The organism is Mucilaginibacter sp. P4_E8, from assembly GCF_056401495.1.
The window spans coordinates 22,676-42,806 of sequence record NZ_JBFUJG010000034.1 but is presented as its reverse complement, the minus strand read 5'-3'; the positions used below and the strand labels follow the sequence as shown (position 1 = coordinate 42,806).

10 protein-coding genes are annotated in these 20,131 nt (G+C 43.2%); all 10 read left to right on the top strand.

Annotated features, from left to right (window positions below; translation table 11 throughout):
- Positions 1–7: 7 nt before the first annotated feature.
- The 10 genes from AC1DRQ_RS14665 to bla all read left to right on the top strand — a co-directional run bounded on the left by AC1DRQ_RS14665 (position 8) and on the right by bla (position 19,879).
- The gene (locus AC1DRQ_RS14665; RefSeq protein WP_477425451.1) at positions 8–2,680 is read left to right on the top strand and encodes an ABC transporter permease; all 2,673 of its coding nucleotides are present in this window, start codon (positions 8–10) and stop codon (positions 2,678–2,680) included.
- Positions 2,681–3,203: 523 nt separating this feature from the next.
- Positions 3,204–3,737, top strand: coding sequence for a phage tail protein (locus AC1DRQ_RS14660; RefSeq protein WP_477425450.1), 534 nt, complete (start codon positions 3,204–3,206; stop codon positions 3,735–3,737).
- Between the two features lie 225 nt (positions 3,738–3,962).
- Positions 3,963–11,387, top strand: coding sequence for a cadherin-like beta sandwich domain-containing protein (locus AC1DRQ_RS14655; protein ID WP_477425449.1), 7,425 nt, complete (start codon positions 3,963–3,965; stop codon positions 11,385–11,387).
- Between the two features lie 223 nt (positions 11,388–11,610).
- Positions 11,611–12,522 (top strand): PorP/SprF family type IX secretion system membrane protein, encoded by a 912-nt coding sequence (locus AC1DRQ_RS14650; RefSeq protein ID WP_477425448.1) that lies wholly within the window; start codon positions 11,611–11,613, stop codon positions 12,520–12,522.
- Between the two features lie 159 nt (positions 12,523–12,681).
- Positions 12,682–13,335, top strand: coding sequence for a hypothetical protein (locus AC1DRQ_RS14645; protein ID WP_429399293.1), 654 nt, complete (start codon positions 12,682–12,684; stop codon positions 13,333–13,335).
- Positions 13,336–13,389: 54 nt separating this feature from the next.
- Entirely contained in the window at positions 13,390–14,967 is a 1,578-nt protein-coding gene (locus AC1DRQ_RS14640; protein WP_477425447.1) for a hypothetical protein, read from the top strand.
- Between the two features lie 17 nt (positions 14,968–14,984).
- Positions 14,985–17,069: a ferritin-like domain-containing protein gene (locus AC1DRQ_RS14635; RefSeq protein WP_477425446.1), complete on the top strand. Its 2,085-nt coding sequence runs from the start codon at positions 14,985–14,987 to the stop codon at positions 17,067–17,069.
- Between the two features lie 14 nt (positions 17,070–17,083).
- The gene (gene bufB, locus AC1DRQ_RS14630) at positions 17,084–18,004 is read left to right on the top strand and encodes an MNIO family bufferin maturase (protein ID WP_477425445.1); all 921 of its coding nucleotides are present in this window, start codon (positions 17,084–17,086) and stop codon (positions 18,002–18,004) included.
- Positions 17,997–18,848: an HvfC/BufC family peptide modification chaperone gene (locus AC1DRQ_RS14625; protein ID WP_477425444.1), complete on the top strand. Its 852-nt coding sequence runs from the start codon at positions 17,997–17,999 to the stop codon at positions 18,846–18,848. The genes bufB and AC1DRQ_RS14625 overlap by 8 nt, the downstream gene beginning before the upstream one ends.
- A 152-nt stretch (positions 18,849–19,000) precedes the next feature.
- Positions 19,001–19,879 carry a subclass B3 metallo-beta-lactamase gene (gene bla, locus AC1DRQ_RS14620; protein ID WP_477425443.1) on the top strand — a complete coding sequence of 293 codons (879 nt, stop codon included), beginning with the start codon at positions 19,001–19,003 and terminating at the stop codon, positions 19,877–19,879.
- Positions 19,880–20,131: the final 252 nt, after the last annotated feature.

The following is a 20,131-nucleotide window of genomic DNA, read 5'->3' as shown; positions in this document are numbered from 1 at the left end:
TATTCAGATGAAACTTAAAGGTCGGATATTGGAGCTGGCGGTTAAAAAATTAGCCCGGGAAGCCACTGTTGAAGAATTAAGGGAACTGGATGATCTCCTGAACAAAGATCCTGATGCATCGGCAGTATTACGGCTGTTGCTGGCGAAATGGACAACCAACGAACAAGTGTCTAAAGAGGATACTGATCGCAATTTTGCAAAATTAATGGGGCGGATCAAAGCTGTTGAATCACATCAAATTCCGCAGACTGCTGCGTCAAACTATAAATGGCAACCCAAAAGAAAATTAATTACTCACTTTAAAAATGGAATAACCATGTTACAAACCTATTTTAAACTTGCTTGCCGCAATATAGTAAAGGACAAAGCTTATTCCCTTATTAACATAACCGGTTTGGCCATAGGCCTGGCATCGAGTATCCTGATCTTGCTTTGGGTACAAAATGAATTAAGTTACGACAAGTTCCATAAAAATGCCGGCCAGATTTATCGTATCACCGGCGATTGGGGTGATTATAAAGCCACGGTAAACGCGGAAGCTATGCCGGCCGGGTTAAAAGCAGCAATACCGGTTGTTAAAAATACCGTCAGGTTAAGCTTGAACTACACCGTGCTGCTTGAAGCAGGCAACAGGAAATTTGAAGAAAAACGCGTATTCTACGCCGACCCGAGTTTTATGGATGTATTTTCTTTTCCCCTGGTACAGGGTGATCGTGCTACGGCATTAAAAAAAGAGAATGGAGTTTTGATCACGCAGGAGATGGCCATTAAATACTTCGGGAACGAAAACCCGATCGGTAAGATCTTGCGAAAAGACAATAAAGAAAATGTGATGGTGACGGGCGTTTTGGCCAACGTTCCGGCCAATTCAGATCTGCAGTTTGATTTTATTCTGCCAATGGCTGTCTTGGAAAAAGCAAATAGAAATTCAAATGAAAATAAATGGGAGAACTTTAATTTTTACTCCTATATTCAATTAACGCAAAGTTTTGATCCTTCTGCTGCAAACTTAGCAGCGCTGGTAAAGCAAATGACGCAGCTATTTCATCAGCATAGTCCCATGCCGGTTGTGTTTGGTTTGCAGCTTTTAACCAAGATCCATCTGGCGCCTTCGAGAATGGGGGATCTTCCGGGCCACGGGAATGCGCAATATGTAAATATCTTTCTTATCACCGCTATTTTGATCCTTATCGTAGCCTGCATCAATTTTATGAACCTGGCAACCGCACGCTCGGCCCGGAGGGCCAAAGAAATTGGCTTGCGTAAAGTGGCAGGGGCCATACGCGGGCAGTTGATCCTCCAGTTTTTAAGCGAGGCTGTTTTTATTTCATTTCTTTCCTTGTTTCTTGCGCTTTGCATCGTCTGGTTATTTTTGCCAGTATTTAATGGATTAGCCGATAGACAACTGGTTATTCCTTTTTCAGATGCCAGTTTTTGGTTAGACTTTTTTGGCATTGCCTTATTAACCGGTTTGATCTCCGGCAGCTACCCGGCCCTATTTCTCTCTGGCTTTAACCCGGTTAAAGTACTCAAGGGAAACATAAGATCAATGGGCGGCAATTTGCTGTTCCGTAATGCCCTGGTCGTCATCCAGTTCACGGCATCTATTATATTGCTGGTAGGCACGGTGGTTATTTATAACCAGCTTAAATTCATCAAAGAACGTAACCCCGGCTTTGAAAAGGCCAACCTTTTATATATGCCTATCAAAGGCGACCTCTGGGGCAGGCAACAAGCCTTAAAAAATGAGTTAAAACAAGATCCGCTGACCAGTGATTTCGCTATCACCTCTGACCTGCCCACCGATCTTCGATCCGGAAATGGAAGTGCCGACTGGGAAGGCAAAGATCCCAACTTACATCTCGTTTACCAATTTATGGATGTCAATGAGGATTTTATTGATGTATTTAAACTGCAGCTGGCAAACGGGAGAAGCTTTTCGGGATCATTTCCTGCCGATTCCAATAATTTCATGGTCAACGAAAAAATGCTGGGCGTTATGGGCTTAAATGCCAGGACCGCGATTGGTAAGGCGTTTTCATTTACCGGAAGGAAGGGTACGATCGTTGGTGTCATCAAGGACTTTAATTTTAAACCGGTACAACAGGCCGTAGAGCCATTGATCCTGCGCTATAATAAGGACGGCGGTTTTGTAGTGGTCAGAACATTGTCCGGCAAAACCAACGCTACCATACAGGCGCTGTCAAAGATAAGCCGCAGGCTCAACCCGGCCTACCCTTTCAAATTCGATTTCCTTGATCAGGATTTGGCCAATCTTTACAAAGGAGAACAACAGATGGGTAACATCTTTAACCTTTTTGCTGTGCTCGGTATTTTCATATCATGCCTGGGGCTTTATGGCTTATCAGCATTTATGGCCGAGCAGCGTACAAAAGAGATCGGAGTACGTAAAGTATTAGGTGCATCAGTGTTAAACCTCGTCTATTTACTATCCTCCGGGATCACCAGGCTCATCCTGATCGCCATAGTTATAGCTGTCCCAATTTCCTGGTATGCGGTGAACAGTTGGTTAGCCGGTTTCGCATATCATATCAATGTGAGCTGGTCAGTGTTTTTCATGGCATCCCTGGCAGCTTTGGGAATTGCCTGGCTTACGGTTAGTTATGAATCTATAAAAGCCGCAATTGTTAATCCTATAAAGAGTTTAAGAACGGAATGATTGTAATATATCCATTTGTAGAGAAGATGGGAATATTATAAGGTTGCCATTCACTTCGCTAATATATTTTTAAACAAATAAAAGGCGCTGTAAACTAACTATTTACAGCGTTTCTGTTTCTGGGCCGAACTAAAATAAACCATCTGTTTCTATTTTACGAAAAGCACAATTTAAAATAAACCTTTTTTACCCTTAAAAGCACCTTTAAAAAAGCGGATTACACCCTATGCTGCCTTTTAACTAAAACACACATTTGTAGTGTAATACTAAAGCAGGTGGCATTACAATAGTTCTTTTTTGCAAATTTTAACCTCCAGTTAAACATAGTTTGTGCGTAATAATTAATTATGCTTTGTAATGGGGGTGATGCTCTTAATTCGTAATTAAATTAACCAGATAGTAAATTTCATAAAATATTGATAATTAGGCTAATATTTATTGAAGAAGCTATAATAATCATATATATTTACTAACCAATTTAAACCACTATTTAACTTATTAAACAAACCTAAACTTTATTACTATGGAACCTTACATTGGTGAGATCAAAATGTTTGCGGGCGATTTTGCCCCGCGTGGATGGGCGCTTTGCGACGGAAGATTATTACAAATTGGACAGTGGCAGGCATTATTTTCATTGATCCAAACTTATTATGGCGGCGATGGCGTATCAAATTTCGCTGTGCCAGATCTGCGTAGCCGTGCACCAATTCAGCAGGGACAGGGTAACAGCTTATCTCCATATTATCTTGGTCAAATGACAGGTTCAGAGTCTGTTGTTCTTTCAAAAGATCAGATGCCTGCTCACTCACACCTTATTAACGCCAATTCAACCGGCGCTAACCAGGTTTTACCAACCAGTTTTTACCCGTCGGCCCTTATCGATTCTGTTTCGGGTGAAAGTACAAGCCTGTATTCAGATGTTACGCCTGATGTTACTTTAAATGCAGGCACAGTATCAACAGTTGGAGGTACAACCGCGGTAAAATTAGTTCAGCCTGTTTTAGCTGTAAACTTCATTATTGCTCTTGAAGGTGTATATCCGCCAAGACCATAACCATTAATCTTGCCCCCGGCGCGGATATAGCAATCTGCACCGGATAAAGTAAAAATGTTACCCCTGTTTCTTATTTATTTAACCATAAATAAGGCAGGGGTAACACTATATCATAGCACTTTAGCTTACGAAAGAAACAAGCAGCCAGTTTGAAATATCCCTTTAACAGTTTAAGGACAAATAACCAAGCCTATCTACAACCGTCACTTGCTTAAATCCCCCAAAATGAAAAAACCTTTACCCCTTTTAACTAACCTGTTTAAAGTTAATCTTCGCAATCTTTTAACGGTCTTATTGCTTTTGTTTTTAGTTGGCATTGCCGCGCAAAGCCATGCACAGGTATATTATTTAACCAATGACGCCAATAAGGATACCAAATCGGCCGATGACGCGCTATACAGGGTTAAGGCGGATGGCTCTGAGGCAATCAGCCTGTTTTCAGGATTTGCCTATTCGCCCACGATACTGGAGATGGACATGCCTAACAACAGAGCATTTGTGTATGAAACATATTCGTTAACCCCGCCCACTGGCTTAAGCATAAAGGTAATTAATTTAAATACGGGTGCTGTAACAACAACCATCCCGGTTACATTAACGGGCAGGATACAATCAATAAAATATGATCCTGTTGGCAATTATATTTATTATGTGGTGCAGGATGGCTTACCATCAACAGCAACTGCAAATGACGCGCTTGTAAGGGTAAGGCCCGATGGCAGTGCCTCGACAACACTAATAACCGGCTTTTGTAAAAACCCATCTTTCCTTGCACTCGATATTGCCAACAACAGGGTATTTGTTTATGAAAACTTATTCGCCGACCATTCATTTATAACACTCAGTTTATCAGATTATACAGCCTCGGTAACCAGGGTATCGCCAACAACCGCTGCATCGGGATCTATGTTAGGCATCGATTGTGATTATGACCCTGCTACAGATTATATTTATTTTTTAACATCTAATAATACAGGTGTGGCAACTGCCAATGATGCGCTTTATAAGATGCGTTCTGACGGTACCGGCCAGGTTGCTATAAAGTCGTCAATTGCCAGTATTCCCCTATACCAGATGGCGCTTGATGCAGGTAACAACAAAGCGTATATTTATGACAACCTTTCAACCCACAGGGCAATATTCTCAGTTGATCTTACCACCGGCAATACAACAGAAGTACTCTCTGTTCAATCCTTGCCAGCAACTGGCGTTGCCCCCGGGCTTTGGGTGCCTAAACGTGCATTGCTTACAACAACAGCAGCCACCATTATATCGTCGGGCTCGGTAACAATTGGGGGCAATATAACCCGGAGCGACGTAGCGGTTACAGAAAGGGGAGTAGTTTATAGTTCTGTAAACGCATTGCCGGTTATAGGTACCGATGCCAAGCAGGTAATGGGTAGTGGTACAGGCACTTTTTCGGCAAGTATTACCGGCCTCAACCCTGTAGCAACTTATTATGCCCGGGCATACGCAACCAGTAGCGCCGGTATTTCGTACGGCGCTGTAAAAAGCTTTATAACTTTATCCAATGATGCCAATCTTACAAGTTTTGCACTCAGTTCCGGTACTTTAAGTCCGGTATTTGCACCGGATACAACCGCTTACACTGCAAATGTAACTTACAATGTAACTTCAATAACTGTTACCCCGGTGATTAAGCAGGCGAATGCCACAGCGAAGATTAATAACACAACTATTGCATCAGGTTCTGCATCCGGGGCGCTCAGTTTAAATCCGGGTAGTAATACCATTACAACTATCGTAACCGCACAGGATGGTTTCACCACCAAAACTTACACTACCACTATTACCAAGGACAAAACCCCTCAAACCATCACTTTCAATAGTATCCCCGCGGCAACCTATGGGGCGGCAGATTTTACTTTAGGAGCGGTAGCAAGTAGCACATTGCCGGTAACTTATACCAGCGATAATGACAATGTAGCCACAGTAACCAGTGCCGGCCTTGTGCATATTGTGGGCGCCGGTACTGTAAATATTACGGCAGCGCAGGGGGGCAATACTACGTACCTTGCAGCATCAAATGTTAGCCGGCAGCTAACTGTAAACAAAGCAGTATTAACCTATACTGCCGATGCCACATCGCGCGATTACGGCGCAGCCAACCCAACCTTTACGGGCTCTGTATCCGGCTTTGTGAATGGCGATACCCAGGCAACTGCCACTACCGGTACTATGGTTTTTATCTCGGCAGCCAATGCTACATCTCCTGTAACTACCAATAACACAACGGTTATTCAGTATGGGATTAGTGGGAGTGGATTAAGTGCTGCCAACTATAGCTTTGTACAGGCTACTGCAAATAATACTACCTTAACGCTTAATAAGATTGTTATTACTTATACTGCTCAACCAGCTACCAAGGTTTATGGCGCTGCAAATCCGGCATTTAACGCAGTGTTTACCGGCTTAGCCAACGGCCAGACTATTGACCAGGTACTCTCTTCTTTTTCGTACGCTACCACAGCTACAGTCAGCAGCCCTGTTGGCAGCTATCCGGTAACCGTAAACGGCTTAGATGCGCTCAACTATACCTTTACGCCAGCAGCCGCAAACGCTACCATATTTACCATAACCAAGTCCGATTTAACGTTTACTGCGCAGGCAGCCACCAAACATTATGGCGAGGCTAATCCTGCATTAAGCGGCGTCATAACGGGTTATGTCAACAATGAAACCGCTGCTACTACCTTGACAGGTGCGCCGGTTTATAACACCACAGCCAGCGCAACCAGCAGCGTTGGCAGTTACCCCATAACACTAAGCGGGGTAACAGCAGCCAATTATAACATAACAGCCGCTGCTGCTAACAATACAGCTTTAACCATCACCAAAAATACACTGAGCTATGTAGCCACGCCGGCAAGCCGTGCATTTAATACGGCCAACCCATCGGTAACTGGTACCGTAACCGGCTTTTTAAACGGCGATACCCAGGCATCAGCAACAACCGGTACGCTTAGTTTTAGCACGGCCGCTACATTAAGCACACCGGTAGGTACCTATGCCATCAATGGCTCGGGATTAAGCTCAGACAATTATACTATTGGGCAAGATGCTTCAAATGCTTCGGCGTTTTCGATATTCTTATCAACCAATGGTAATCTGAGTAGTTTATCTATCAGCGAGGGTACTTTGTCGCCTTCGTTTGCATCGGGTACCAATAATTATACGGCTACCGTTGCTACAGGTATTACTTCTTTGACAGTTACACCAGCTTTGTCTGATGTTAATGCAAGGGTGACCGTTGCCGGCAACCAGGTAACATCTGGCACGGCATCGGGCAGTATCTCCTTAAATGTTGGATCCAATACCATTCCTGTAAATGTAACCGCACAGGATGGCACCACCAGTAACCCTTATAATATTATAGTAACCCGTTTGCCATCTGCAGATGCTACGTTAAGCAGTTTCAGTATCAGCACAGGAGCGTTGCCGGCACCGGATGCGTACAATGTATATAGAACAAACGTAGGTAACACCGTAACCAGCTTTGACCTTACAGCCGTAGTTCATGAAGCAAATGCTACATTAATGGTAAACGGTACACCATTTACCTCAGGAACGCCGGTTACCCTGCCGCTAAGCTTAGGTGATAACACCTACAGTGTCGTAATCACCGCGCAGGACGGCACCACGCAAAATTACTATGGCCTGATTATTAACCGCGCCTTCTCATCAAATAACCTGCTGAACAGCCTGGCTGTGAGTGAAGGTTCGCTTAGTCCGGCTTTTGACAACGCTACGCTTAACTATACAGTGCAGGTGAGCAATGCAACCAAATCCATCGATATTACACCCACCTTTGATGCCACAGCTTACGGATCCCATGATGGCTTGCCTGCACCATCAGGGTCGCCTTTTACAAGCGCACTTGCTATAGGCGATAACCAGATACCTGTAACTGTAACGGCACAAAACGGAACACCAAGAGCCTACAATATAACCGTAACCAGGGCAACATCGACCGATGCCACATTAGCCAATTTGGGTATCATGACCACCATTTCGGGGCTTGATGTGCCTTTTGACAGTGGTACTTATACTTATAACACCACGGTAACCAGTGATGTAACCGCCTTCCACCTGAACCCTGTTGCTACAAACGATGGCTCGACGATAACCATTAACGGGACGCCTTTAAATACTGCTAACGGTAACGCCATCACGCTCCAATACTTTTCGGTAGCTGAACCTATGGAGATAGTAGTTACTGCCGGCGATGGAACGACCCAAAAAACCTACACCGTAAATGTAACCAGGAATTTCTCGACAAATAATTTGCTGCAAAGCTTAACGATGAACATCAACGGGACAATAACACCGCTAATCCMTGTATTTGATCCGGCAACGAATGATTATACGATGGTCATTAGTGATCCTACTGTAACCGGTATCATAATTGCGCCTGTGGCACAGGATAGTCGTGCCGAACTAAGGGTAGGCGGAGCGCCTGTAAACACAGGAGCATCAAAGTTTGTAGCCTTACAGGGTGGCGTGAATGTTATACCTGTAAATGTTTTCTCATTAGGTGGTGGTAACAATACCTATAATATTACCATCAATCGGGCATATTCATCAAATGCAGGTTTGATCAACGTTATCCTGTCAGGTAACGCGCAGTATTCTGCTATTATTAACCAGGTCGATAACAACCTTACTGCCAATATTCCTAATAATGTAACGGCTATCAGTCTTATCCCTAACGCATCTGACCCTGGCGGTACTGTTATTACGGTAAACGGTTATGCTATATCTGGTGGCGCATCTGGCAGCTTGCCGCTTGCCGTAGGTGATAACGTATTTACCGTAGGTATTACCGCGGCAGATAACTCTAATACACAATATTATACCGTACATGCTATAAGGCTGCCATTTACCGATGTTACGCTCAGTTCATTAACGGTAGATAAAGGCGCTCTTGCGCCCGCTTTTGCGCCGGGTACCACAAGTTATACTGTAGTTGTAGCCAGCAGTGATGATGCTATTACGGTTACACCGGTGGCTTCGGCAGCAGACGCAAGCGTAACAGCAGGCGGACAAACCATTGATGCTTCAAATCCTTCGTACACCAACAGTGGGCTTTTTGCAGGTAATCAGCGAATCACCGTCAGGGTAACCGCGCCCGATGGTGTGAACTTTACAAGTTACGCATTAAACGTGCTCCGTCCGTCTGTTAACCAGGCTTTCCTGGGTAATATTGTATTGAGCTCCGGGGCAATATCGCCTGCGTTTTCCCGAAACACTGTAAATTATACAGCAACGGTTGCAGGTAATGTATCGTCCGTCAACTTTACCCCGGCAACCGCCGAGGCAAACGCTACCATCACGGTGACCAATGCAGGTAATACCACGGTGATTAATTCGGGTACACCATCTGCGTTGATTCCGCTAAATACCGGTGCTAACCTGGTAACTACAACAATAACCTCGCAGGACGGTAGTACTACCAAAACATATACAGTAACTATAACCAGGGCAGTTGCATCTGCTGATGCTACTTTGGCTGGCCTTGGGTTAAATAACGGCTCCCTTAGTCCTGTATTTAGCAGTGGTAATAATACTTACCTGGCAAGTGTAACTAATGCGGTAAGTAATATAACTATAACTCCTTCGGCTGCAAATGCTGCTGCAACAATAGATATTGGCGGTACAACAGTTGCTACTGGTTCTGGTTTGAGCATTCCTTTAAACCTGGGCGATAATTTAATTAGTATTACCGTAACAGCCGCAGATGGCACTACAACCGAAACGTATACCGTAACAGTTAACAGGGCCGCACCATCTGCCGATGCAACATTGGCCGGTTTAAGTACAGACGCCGGCACAATTAGCCCAGTATTTGATACAAGTACAACCAGCTATACAGCTACGGTAGATAATGGTGTAAGTTCTATTACACTTTCTCCTGTTTCCAATAATCCCGATGCTATTATTTTGGTAAATGGTAACCAACCCGATGTGGCAAGCGGTACGTTTAATATCCCGCTAAATGAGGGTAGTAATGTGATAACAACGGTGGTTACCGCGCAAGATGGCACTACCAGTAAAACGTATACGTTAACAGTAACCAGGGCAGCTTCACTTTCTAATAATGCCAATATATCGGCAATAAGTCTAATATCGGCACCAATAGTGAGGATAGGTAAAACAAGTAATTATACTGCATCTGTAAGTTTTTCTGCAATTAGTGTACAGCAAAAAGTAACGTTGAGCGACAGCCATGCAACTGTTAAAGTTAATGGTGTAACCGCAATACCAGGGACACCTGTAACAGTGGCACTTAACGCGACAGGTGTTACAACTATTACAACTGTAGTAACAGCCGCAGATGGTATTACCACCCGTACTTACACCATAGCCGTGAGTAAGAATGGAACATCAAATGCAAACCTTGCATCGCTATCATTAAGCGGCGTGGTATTGAGCAGGGTAGGTAACACAAGTAATTATACCGCATCTGTAAGTTCATCTGCAATCAGTGTACAGCAAAAAGCAACATTGAGTGACAGTAATGCAACTTTTAAAGTTAATGGTGTAACTGAAACCTCAGGAACACCTACAACGGTGGCACTTAATGCTACAGGTGCTACAACTATTACAACTGTAGTGACAGCCGAAGATGGAGTAGCTACAAGAACATACTCTATAGTTGTAAACAGGGTTCCGTCATCAAATGCGAACCTTGCATCGCTATCTTTAAGCGGCTTGGTGTTGAGCAGGATAGGTAACACAGGTAATTACACCGCAGCTGTAAGTTTTTCGGCAGTTAGTGTACAGCAAACCGCAACGTTGAGTGACAGCCATGCAACTGTTAAAGTTAATGGTGTAACTACAGCATCAAAGACACCTGCAACAGTGGCGCTTAACGCGACAGGTACCACCGTTATTACCACTGTAGTAACAGCCGAAGATGGCATTACCACCCGTACTTACACCATAGCCGTGAGCAAGAGTGGAGCATCAAACGCTAACCTTGCATCGCTATCATTAAGCGGCGTGGTATTGAGCAGGATAGGTAACTCAGGTAATTACACCGCATCTGTAAGTTCTTCTGCAATTAGTGTACAGCAAAAAGCAACATTGAGCGACAGCCATGCCTCTTTTACAGTAAATAATATAGCTGCAACATCTGGCACACCTACAACAGTTGCGCTTAACACGACAGGTACTACCGTTATTACAACTGTAGTAACAGCCGAAGATGGAGTAACCACAAGAACATATACTATAGCTGTAAGCAAAGCTGCGTCATTAAATACGCTGGCTTTGCACACTTTTGATGCTGGTTATAATAGTACCGCTATTGCCCCAAAATCAAATGACTTAAACCATAGCGATGTGATCATCGTTCATCAGGCATTATCACCAAACGGTGATGGTATTAATGATTATCTTACTATTGATGGTATTGAAAATTATACTGATAACCATTTATCAATCATGAACTCGGGCGGTGGGCTGGTTTACGATGTCCGGAATTATGGTGTTAACGGTAAAGTGTTTGATGGTCATTCCAACAAGGGCGGTAACCTGCAAAAATCAGGTACCTATTATTATTCGCTTGAATATAAGGATGGTAATGAAACCAAACGCAAAACCGGGTATATCATACTTAAATATTAATAAACCCGCTACCGGTATCAATTACCGGTAGCAGGTTTTTCTGTTTTGATGGGCAATTAAATTAAAAAGGGTGAAATCAGCCTGGTAAACATGGGTATTTAGGTTGATATACACTATTGCCAAACCAATAAGTACACCTATAATTACTTTAGTTTTTTAGCTCTTAAAATAGTATCAATTTTCAATATAAACATTAAAAATAAAGGGATAGAAACGGGTATTTATGTTCAAAATAACAACAATTTTAAGTCTAAGTCTGCTGCTGGTATTAATTACCGGTAGCCGGGTTTTTGCCCAGCAACAGATTTATAATTACAGCCAATACGCCGACAACCTTACGTCGGTAAATTCGGCTTATTCAATGCTTGATAAAGCAGGTTCGGTGAGCGTGCTGGGGCGCAAGCAGTTTATAGGAATAGATGGAGCGCCAAGCAGCTTGATGTTTAATGCCAATTTTCCTATTGAATCAATTAATAGCGCGGCAGGGATTTATGTACTGAATGATCAGGCCGCTGTTGAGCACCAGATAGAGTTTAATGCGTTTTTTGCTAAAGGAATACAGTTAACCCAAACCAGCTACCTTGCCGTTGCTTTAAATGCGGGTATTCGCAACTATGTAGGTAATTACTCTCAGTTGGATGCATCAGACCCGCAGTTTATGAATGATGTGCGCGAAACAAAACCCAATATAGGTTTTGGAGTGATGTTATATAGCGCCCGCTACTACCTCGGCCTCTCGGTGCCTGAGTTTACTATCCGTAGTTTGGGTACAGCATCTGAACAGCAGGCCAATTACCTGCGCACGCACTATTACTTTACAGGTGCGTACCTGGCCGATGTGAGTGATGATGTAAAGTTTAAACCGGCAACACTGGTTTCCTATTTAAACGGATCGCCGGTTCTGGCAAATGTATCAGGTACATTATACCTGAAAGAGCAACTGGGCGTAGGGCTAAATTATCGTACCGATAAAAAAGCTGCGGCTATGCTATCGGTGATTGGCAAAGCATTCAGGGTAGGGTATAGTTATCAGTTTGGCACATCGTCAAATAACCTGGGTGGTATAAATATTAACACGCATGAGGTAAGTATAAGTTACAGGTTTGGCAATGTAACTGAAAATAAACTATTGTAAAGAAATATAACCAAAGTAGATATAACTAAAGCGAATTAATAGCAAGTAAAAACTGCTAAACGTGTAAACTATGCTTTAATATATAAGAATTTTATGTAACCGGCGGATACCGAAAAGCCTTAAAAGAGTAGGTAAAAATAAACCTAAACAAAAAATACAGTGGCATCTCCCATCACACAATTAACCCAGACCGAACAGCAGCACATGCTTTTTCTGTTCCTTCCTGTAAAAAAAGAATCATCAGAAAGTGTTAATGAAGCATTAACAACACTTAAAAACGCAGTAATACCCGGCGATGATATCCGCGCTTTAACAGGGGTACACTTTTTTATGTTTTATTACTTGCCGGCAGGTAAATCGGCCGGGCTTCCTATACCAAGCTTCGAGGCTATGGATGACAGGGGCTTATTTGTTGTACAGGCAATTTATGATGCTGATTTTGTGCCTTATATCAGCTCCTTTGTTGATAACCCCAAAATAGAATTTGGGCTCAACCTTGTATTAAGTGCAATGGATGAAACAGGTATTGTGAAACCTACCGACGGAACTTCGGCAGTCCGCATCCTTGAAAGAGGTGGGGTGAAGGATAATAAAGCCGCATTTAATTGTTTATTAATGCGGTATAATTTTTCTGATCCAACCATACCGGCGGCCACAACATCTGCACCGGGGCAAAAATTCATCCTTGGTTTTACCTTCCCGGGCTTAACCATAGGCAAAATATTAAAGAACTATCCCGATGCACAGGATCTGTGGCCTTCACCGGCAGTGCCTATTCATTTTGATCCATCAGTACCACCCGAAGAGTGTTAAATAATTGCCAGGCCCTGCTGAAATACGCTGGGCCTTATTTAAAATCTATTCTCCATGATGAACCTAAATCTGAATGATATTAATACCGTCGCTGAGCCTAAACTTGGCGATATACAAGGCTTAATACTGCGGGGGTATAATTTACCCTACGTTCGCTATATTGTGTTTAAAATAAATGATGTGGAAGGCGCACGGCTGTTTTGTAAAAAAATATTGCCTGGCAGTACCGAATTACTTAAGGTTACAACGGCCGCCCCCTGGAGAAATGGCCAAAAGCCGGATTATTGTTTAAATGTTGGTTTAACTGTTTTCGGCCTTAAAAAACTAATAGATCAGGATCAGTTTGAAACTGTGAATAACGATAGTTTGGAATTTTTTAAATGGTTTAAATCCGGAGCTGTCAAAACTGCTGGAAAAATTGGTGATAGCGACGATAGTGCACCCGCTTTATGGTGGAAAAGATCTGGCGGATGGCTGGCACCCCAGGATCCGGTTGCCGATGGATCAGACCTGCACGTACAGGTAAGCCTTTTTGCTCATGACAATGATAGCCTTAAAAGCTATTATCAAACCCTGTTAGGGATGATTCCCGCAGGTGCTAAAGGGGAGTCAATGACCCCGGTGTTTTTTAAAGATTCGGAACCATTACCTAAAGGTAACGATTATATTCATTTTGGCTATAAGGATAGCTTTTCGCAACCGAGATTAGCCAATGTGCCATGGAATACGGTGCAGGGGCGTTTATTATCGGGCAAAAGCCTTATTGACGATAGGAAGATTGTGCCGCTTGATAACTTTGTTATCAGTATAAAAAATTTCTCTGCTGACCCTCTTTCTCCTGCTTATGCCCCTAATCCGTTGTTAGAGAATGGGAGCTTTGCCGCATTTAGATTATTATATCAGGATGTAAAGGCTTTTAATAAGTTTATAAATAATCCCCCGGAAGGTGCAAGCCCTGAGTTGGTGGCCGCAAAAATGTGTGGTCGATGGTTTGACGGAACGCCGTTGGTGGTTTCGCCGGATAAACCAAACCCCGACCTGAAGGATTTTGATTATACAAATTTCAACTACATTAACCATACACCTAACCAGCAGGGTAAAGGCAATAATGACGACCTGGGGCGGTTATGCCCGTATGCTGCTCATATCAGGCGTACCAACCCAAGGGATGATACAAAGGTAACCGGAAATAAAAATGCTGATGGTACTCCATCTTATGCAGAGTCACGACGGATTATGCGCAGGGCAGGGCCTTATGGTCCCGATTATGTTGAAAACGAACCCGAAGGAATTCAAAGAGGATTAGCTGGCCTGTTTATTTGTGCCAATTTAAGTGAGCAGTTTGTGTTTATTATGGATTCGTGGATACGGCAGGGCGGTTTCAGGTCAGAGGATGACAGCCCCAATGCCAGTGGCTTCGATCCGCTATTTGGTCCGCCTAATAAAAGTATATCAGACTATAATGAATTTGATTACTTGCCTGGTAATCCTGGTGATTCCTATGTAGAAATGAAAGGCCTTGAGCGTTTTATCCGTACAGATGGCAGCTTACTCTTGTTTTTGCCGGGAATAAAAGCGCTCGAAGATCTGTCGAACGGTGTAATACCCATCCATCCTCAATCCAAATTATAAATCTAAATACCTTAACCATGAAAAGTACCCTATTATTTACGCATGATAACCGGCTGAAAGACCGGCCTGTTTCCTTCAAGGAGATAGATGAACAGGCGCTGCATGCCATAGTGCAGGCCGCTGTAAACGTTGAACTGTTTACTATTCCCTTGTACATGACCTCACTTTACTCCTTACAAGGAATGCATGAGATAAACAGTAAAGGAAACAATTTTTACGAAGGCCGTATCTGGCCGGGCATGGCGGCAACCGCCAAACCTCAAAAGGCTAATGAGAAAGCGTTTAATGCTGTTTTTAGTGTTTTTGTAGCCGAAATGCTGCACCTGCAAATTATATCAAACCTGGCCAAGGTAATTGGTTACGATCCTAAATTTACCTGCGAGCCCCTGCAGGACGAAGAAACGTATGCCTGGAAATGTTATGGCGATGATAAAACCATATTGCCACATATTCTTGATTTTGAGGATTGCATTGCGCCGTATAATCAGATAAAAGTTAAAACGGGAGCTATGAACGTGGAGCAATTGCACTTATTTTTGGCTATTGAGCAAACCGAGAACGATGCCGAAAAAGTTCTTAACCCTGAAAAAATATCAAAATACAGCGAAAAAGCACCTTTTGACAACTGGAAACCCGGCACTGATTTGCCCTGGTTTGGATCAATAGGGAACATGTACCTGCAATTGTGGAACTATCTTTCTATAACCTATACAGATGGCACAACCCTTTGGGATATTGTTTTTGAAAAAGGAAAAGTTGGTAGTGATCCCGCAGTACAAAAAGAGATATTTAATCCCGAAAGGATGGAGCCGAAACCACATCCCGATCCGCTTGATCCCGGATCTGACGAATACCCGGGTATAGCTACCAGTATCCAKAATACCGCATCGGAGGCAGCACTGCTTGATGCCATGAACATGATAAACGGCATTACCGACCAGGGAGAAGGCGGTGGCGTTATTAAAGAGATGCTGGATAGGATGAATAAAAGCAAAAGCGCCAATGAGCATATAAACCTTGATATTGTACAAGACCAGTTTAGGCCAAGCTGCCCGGTTTTACGCAACAAATATCCATCGTACACGGCCTCAGGTGCCGATGCGCCATCTGCCAAAGCCGATGCCCGTGATCAATTTGGAAAGATGGACCATTTTGAAACTTTTGCCTTTGTGCTTGGGTTGATAAAAGAAGGTGGCATTGTTACTTGGGATCAATGGCATGCACAGGGCAACTCCTGGACGGCTGAGTCATTACAAACCGCGGTTTATGATCCCGCGCATAACCCACAGTTGCCTGCCTCTGCCGATATAGCAGGAGCTTTAAACAGGCTGAAACTGAACGATACTGCAGAGGGAGCCAATTTTGATTTATTCAGCCGCGCATCAACAGGCGCTATTGCCGGTGTAACCAAGGTGCTGAATGATTATTTTAAGAATCCAAAAACCAAATTCCCTTACCCGTCTATGGGTGGTTCGGGCGACAGGATGTCAATCTGCTGGGCTATTTTTGGCAAGGCACCCAATATCGGCTTAGGTATATCCTCGCCGCTTGATCCGCCTATAGATCGTACCGAACATTTATATCATGCCTGCCAGGGCATGAGCCTGGATGATACGCTGAAAGACGATCCTGAAAAATGTGCGACAACCGGAGTATATCATACCTGCAAAGGATCAAATGACTGCAAGACAGAAGGTGGTTGCGGTTTTGTGCAGACAACAAAGGGCGGCGGAATTTGTGGAGTATCACTTGCTGCCTTTTACAAAACGCAGCCAGGCTGGCCCGAGGCTAATAACCTGCTTTTCAGTCCGCCGGCTGACAATGCCTGTAAGGCCTTAGGTGGTTGCGCGGTTCCAATATCGGCATCACAAATGTATCCCGAATTAAAAGAGGGCGATGAATATCGCATGCAGTTATATGATTTTGGCGACAAGCCCGGTTTTAACCCAAAATCGTTCGACGTACTTGATTACGAAAAAGGCGAACTGGTTTATGATGTGGCCTGGAAAGCATATCGCGCGGTTTTAGAGAAAAGAGGATTGCCAGTGCCCGAAAAACCAAAACCAAGCGATTTGCGTTTAGCATTTCCGCCATCAACCTAAAAAAACCATAACCCATGGATAACAATATTTTACCACGCCTTGGCCTTCCAAATTTGGGCCTTGGCGTGGGTTTACGTAACAAGCATTTTAATTATCTGCTGAATAACCCGGCCCAGGTGGATTGGTTCGAGATCATCAGCGAAAACTTTATGGATGATTTTGGCTTTGCCCGCCATGTGCTGATGCATGTACGCAAACAGGTGCCTGTGGTAATGCACGGGGTTTCGTTATCTGTTGGCAGTACCGATCCTATCAACTTTATATACCTTGAAAAGCTGAAGGCGCTGGCCGAAGCCATTGAGCCGGAATGGATCTCGGACCATTTATGCTGGACTGGTGTTGCTTATACCAATACGCACGATTTGCTGCCCATGCCCATGACCGAGGAAAGCCTTGCGCATGTTTGCGAACGGGTGATGCGGATACAGGACTATTTAAAAAGGCCGCTGATATTGGAAAATCCATCAACTTACCTGCAATTTAAGGCATCAACCATTCCTGAGTGGAGCTTTTTGTCGTCATTGACCACTACAACCGGCTGTGGTTTATTGCTTGATGTAAACAATGTGTTTGTATCAGCAACAAACCATGACTTTGATGCCCCTCATTATATCAATAATTTGCCGCATCAGCATATTGTACAAATGCACATTGCCGGCCCAACAGATTGCGGCGATCTGCTGATAGATACCCATGACCAGCCCGTACCGACTGAAGTTTGGAAATTGTATACGCAGGCGCAGCAATTAACCGGTGGTGTAAGCACCTTGTTGGAGTGGGATGCCAAAATACCCGATTACCCCGATTTGTTGCTTGAACTGTATAAAGCCCGCGAAGCTTTAAAAGGTAATATCCCCGTTCAGGGCGTTAATAAATCCGAACATCAGCCCGTATCAAATCCGGTTGATTTTCAATTACAGGCAGCAAATGGTTAAGGATCAAAAATTGGCATTATTACAAAACTGGCTCAAAACCGTAGTGATGACGCCGGGCCACCTGCCTCAAAAACTGGGGCAGGCAAGGCATTTGTATGCGCTGAGTGAAATGGATGTGGTAGCCAACGAGGGGAAAGCCTCCGTTTATACCCGTTTAAATGTGTACAGTTCGGGGTATTTAATGCGTCTGTTGGATTGCATGTATGCTGATTATCCCATCAGCAAAAAATTTATGGGTGATGAAGTGTTTGACAGTTTTGCCAAAGCTTACCTGCTTTATCATCCGTCCACATCGTTCACGTTATATGATCTGGGCAAGGCTTTTCCTTTGTTTTTAGCTAAAACAAAGCCGCAGGGTATGGTTGGTGATGACCTTCAGGATTTTATGGATCTCCCGGTAGCCTTAACCAAATTGGAAAGAGCCCGGCAGGAAGCCATACGCGCGCCAGGAACAGAAGATGATACTCAACGTGATGAAGGAATAAATATCCAGGATATTCTTTTCAATATTGTTAAAGTATCTGTTCCTGCTTGTTTGCAATTGCTGGAGCTGGAGTTTTCGATGATCCGTTTTTTTACAGCCATTTACCGGGGCGAGGATTATGAATTGCCATCGCCGCAGAAAACTTTTTTGGCCGTAAGTCGCAAAAATTATAAGGTAACCATGACCGAACTCACCGAAACGCAATATATTTTGCTCACGGTATGCCAAACAGAAGATAACCTTTACGATGCTATAACTGCTACCGCATCACTTTGTAAAGTGTCTGCATCAATACTTTTAGCCGACGTGTATCTCTGGATACCACTATTTCAGAAAAACGGATTAGTGGCTTGGAGTTAAATGGCTCCTATTATTACCATTAGAATCTCGAAAAAGTTATAGTAAATGTTTGAGCTTTTACCAAAAAGTGGTTGGTTGAGGTAACAAAGTATTCAAAATAATAAGATAGCCAATAATTTAATTAAAGCATATATTAGCTATTATTTACCTATATGCTTAAATACGCACTTAAAAAGACAGCGCTGTTGATCAGCCTGTCATTCGTTAGTTTTCTGGCATCTGCTCAAAAAGTAGCCGAGCCTCAAAACACATCTCCCGAATGGTCTAAACCTTATCAGTCATTTCAAATTGCAGGTAATCTGTACTATGTAGGCACCTATGACCTGGCCTGCTACCTCATAGTTACACCGCAGGGAAACATACTCATCAATACCGGGCTTGCTGCATCGGCGCCCATGATCAAAGCCAATATAGAAGCCTTAGGTTTTAAACTTACTGATACCAAAATTCTGTTAACAACGCAAGCTCATTTTGACCATATGGGTGCAATGGCAACCATAAAAAAATTAACGGGTGCCAAAATGATGGTGGATGAAAAAGATGCAGGTATAATGGCCGATGGCGGCAGTTCGGATTACGCCTTAGGGGGTAACGGCAGCACATATAAAGCGGTTAAGGCTGATCGCTTATTGCACAATGGCGATACGATAAAGTTAGGCAACATGCGCCTTGTTATGCTTCACCATCCCGGCCATACCAAAGGTTCCTGCAGCTTTCTGTTTGATGTAAAAGATGAACACAGGTCATATAGGGTACTCATAGCTAACATGCCTACCATAGTTACAGAAAAAAGTTTTTCAGCCATACCTGCATACCCTGATATCGCCAAAGATTATGCATACACGTTAGATGCTATGAAAAAACTAACATTCGATATCTGGCTTTCTTCACATGCCAGCCAGTTTGGGCTTCATACCAAACACAAGCCAGGTGATGCTTATAACCCGGCTGCCTTTATAGATAGAAAAGGATATGACGCGGAAATTAACGATTTGCAAAATCAATTTTCGAAGAAGGTTGAAGGCAAATAGCGCTAACAAGCAAATTTACAACCTATCTTCTATTAAAAATAAAAATTTTCTGCTGGAAGACATTAATTGAAAGTTTTTGAGGGCTATTAATCTATTTAATTTAAAAATAATTGGATAAAATCAATTTATAGGGCAATTTTTTATTCTTACTTTCTTTTATTTACTCCTGTTTAAACTTTAATTTAAGTTTTAAGTAAATAAAATAGATATTTTTAAATGTGATTTATCGATTTATCTGATTTGTTAAAAAAA